Source organism: Klebsiella sp. EMBS2024 (assembly GCF_036233805.1).
In the GTDB taxonomy this organism is placed as follows: Bacteria; Pseudomonadota; Gammaproteobacteria; order Enterobacterales; family Enterobacteriaceae; genus Klebsiella; species Klebsiella pneumoniae.
This window is the reverse complement of the sequence record NZ_JAZARW010000001.1, coordinates 5,171,450-5,174,806: the sequence shown is the minus strand read 5'-3', so window position 1 is coordinate 5,174,806 and position 3,357 is coordinate 5,171,450. Positions and strand designations below refer to the sequence as shown.

Here is a 3,357-nt window from a genome sequence, read left to right as displayed (position 1 = left end):
TTAGCGGCGGATAACGGTTCAAAGCAGGCGATACAGGCCTTTGCTTCGAGGATCACATAAGTAAAAAAACATAATTACGTAATTTAAAAACGTAATAGATTCTTCCAGGTCAACTGTGTCAGAAAGTGTTTCACCTACACAAAACAAACCGGAGTCTGCTTAGAATGAGTAAAAACATAATGCACAGTCGGCATGATGAATATCATAAATTAACCCGTGGAGAACGAATTGGTTATGGCATGGGCGACTTTGCGCAAAACCTGGTTTTCGGCACAATTGGGGGTTTTCTGGCTTTGCATATGCTGACGGTAAATACCATCAGCACGGCAACGGCAGGCTTTATTTTTCTTTTTGTCCGTATCATTAATGTGTTTTGGGATCCGATGGTCGGAACCTATGTGGATAAGCGAACCTCGAAAGCAGGGAAATATCGCCCCTGGCTGTTACGAGCCGGCGTGCCGCTAGTGATCCTGTCGGCATTACTGTTCGCGCCAATTCCTGGGGTGAAAGGTTCGGTGGCTTTCGCCTTTATTATTTATCTGGCGCTGGACCTGGTTTATTCCTTAGTCAATATTCCCTATGGCTCGCTGAATGCGTCGCTGACCCGCGACCCGGAATCGATCGATAAGCTGACCAGTACCCGCATGATGCTTGCCAACAGCGCCAACCTGCTGGTCTATACCCTGTTCCCGATGTTTGTGCAGATGGCGGCGCCGAAAGATCGCAGCCTGAAAGACACCGGCTTTTTCGGCCTTGAGCTGAATCTGGGCAACTATACCGATCCGTCGGCGAACTACGCCTGGTTCGGCGTGTACGCCATCTATATGATCATCGGCGCGGTGGCCCTGTTTATCTGCTACAAATGCACCAAAGAACGCGTGGTCGCGACCGCCGAGCAGACCGCCAACGTCAAAACCACCGACCTTTTCCACGAGCTCAGACATAACCGCCCGCTGGTTATTCTCGGCATGTTCTTTATGCTGGCCTTTACCTTCATGTTCTTCATGAACACTGTTAACGGCTTCTTCAACCAGTTCGTCGTCGGCCATTCCGAATGGATGGGCGCCGTGGGTCTCGTCGCGTCTATTCCCGGCATCGCCTTCCCGGTGTTCTGGCCGAAACTGAAAAAAATCTTTGGTAAAAAAGGCTTCTTCCATCTGTTCCTCGCCATGTTCATCGTCGGCGAACTGCTGACCTACGTCTGGTCCCGTGAAGGGATGCACGACGCCCTGTGGCTGGCCTACATCGCCACCTTTATTAAACAGTGGGGCTTAACCTCCGCCACCGGCTTTATGTGGGCGCTGGTACCGGAAGTTATCGCGTACGGCGAATTAAAATCGGGCAAACGCAATGCCGCCATTATCAATGCCATTATGGGACTCTTCTTCAAGATCGGCTTCACCATCGGCGGCGCTATCCCGCTGTGGCTGCTGGCGGTGTATGGATTTAATGAAAGCGGCGCCGTGCAGAGCGCCAGCGCCATCGACGGGATCATTATGACCGCGGTGTGGATCCCAATTGCGCTGGCCGCTATTTCGATGGTGATCATGCAGGTTTATCCGATCTCCGATAAACATGTGACCGACATCAACCGTCAGCTGGATGAGATCCGCGTGTAGTTAAAAAAATTATAAATCAGACCGATCCTTAACTTTCCATTTTAAAAGGTGTAATGAAATGTCACTTATTCAAAACCCGATATTACGCGGCTTTAATGCCGACCCCAGTATTATTCGCGTCGAGGATACGTACTATATTGCCAACTCGACGTTTGAGTGGTTCCCGGGCGTGCGTTTACATGAGTCCAAAGACCTGAAAAACTGGAACCTGCTGCCTTCGCCGCTCTCCACCACCACCCTGCTGGACATGAAGGGCAACCCCTCCTCCGGCGGCATTTGGGCGCCGGCGCTCTCCTGGGCCGATGGGCAATTCTGGTTGGTGTATACCGATGTGAAGATCACCGAAGGCGCCTTTAAAGACATGACCAACTACCTGACCACGGCGAAGGATATTCGGGGCCCGTGGAGCGACCCGATCAAGCTGAACGGCGTCGGGTTTGACGCCTCGCTGTTCCATGACGACGATGGCCGGAAATATATCGTCCAGCAAACCTGGGATCACCGGGAGTACCATCACCCCTTCGATGGCATTACCTTAACGGAGCTGGATACCAAAACGCTGAAGTTAATGCCGGAAACCGCGCGCACCATCTACCGCGGCACCGCCGTGGCGCTGGTCGAGGGGCCGCACCTCTATAAACTGAACGGCTACTACTATCTGTTTGCCGCCCAGGGCGGCACCGTATTTACCCACCAGGAGGTGGTGGCTCGGTCGAAAACCCTCGAGGCCGACAGCTTCGAAACCGAGCCGGGCGACGTGTTCTTAACCAATGTCGATACCCCGGACAGCTACATCCAGAAACAGGGCCATGGCGCGCTGGTCTCCACCCCGGAAGGCGAATGGTATTACGCCTCGCTCTGCGCCCGGCCGTGGAATCGCCCAGGGGAATCCATCTACGACCCGCGCGGCTGGTCAACTCTCGGCCGGGAAACCGCGATCCAGAAAGTATACTGGGACGACGAGGGCTGGCCGCGTATTGAAGGCGGTCACGGCGGGAAAACCTTCGTCGAAGGGCCGAAAGACGCCATCTTCACCGAAAGCGCCAGCGATAATAGCCAACAGGATGATTTTACGTCGCCAGCGCTCGACCCGAACTGGAATACCCTGCGAGTGCCGTTTACGGCCAAAATGGGCACCACCGGCGACGGCAAATTAACCTTAATCGGCCAGGGTTCGTTAGCCAATACGCATGACCTGTCGCTGATTGCCCGCCGCTGGCAGGCCTTCTATTTTGACGCCGCGGTGAAGGTGAAATTCGAGCCCTTCAGCTACCAGCAGATGGCCGGATTAACGAATTACTATAACGACCGCCACTGGAGCTTTGTCTTCCTGACCTGGAATGAAATTAACGGCAAGGTCATCGAAGTCGGCGAAAATAACCGCGGAAAATACACGTCGTACCTGAAAGATAACGCCATCAAGGTGCCGGACGGCGTGGAATACGTCTGGTTTCGGACCAAGGTCCGCAAGCAGACCTACAGCTATGAATATAGCTTCGATGGCGTGACCTTCACCGAGATCCCGGTTCAGCTGGATGCCGCGGTACTGTCCGATGACTATGTATTGCAGAGCTACGGTGGGTTCTTTACCGGGGCGTTCGTCGGCCTGGCGGCGGTAGACTACGCCGGGTACGGCACCCAGGCTGAGTTTTATCAGTTCGAGTATCAGGAGCTGGGCGATAGGTTAGCGGCCGATGGGAGTTACAGCTGGGAGGCTGGCGAGACGCGGGATAAGTAA

General features: G+C 53.9%; 2 protein-coding genes. Both read left to right on the top strand.

Annotated features, from left to right (window positions below):
* Positions 1–179 precede the first annotated feature (179 nt).
* On the top strand, positions 180–1,619 hold the full coding sequence (locus VZP09_RS23595; RefSeq protein ID WP_004153321.1) for an MFS transporter: 1,440 nt from the start codon (positions 180–182) through the stop codon (positions 1,617–1,619).
* Positions 1,620–1,677: 58 nt separating this feature from the next.
* Positions 1,678–3,357 (top strand): glycoside hydrolase family 43 protein, encoded by a 1,680-nt coding sequence (locus VZP09_RS23590; RefSeq protein ID WP_130957665.1) that lies wholly within the window; start codon positions 1,678–1,680, stop codon positions 3,355–3,357.

Bases quoted from the DNA above. Each gene is read 5' to 3' on its own strand.
- VZP09_RS23590 (WP_130957665.1), top strand. From the start codon at position 1,678: ATGTCACTTATTCAAAACCCGATATTACGCGGCTTTAATGCCGACCCC.
- VZP09_RS23595 (WP_004153321.1), top strand. From the start codon at position 180: ATGCACAGTCGGCATGATGAATATCATAAATTAACCCGTGGAGAACGA.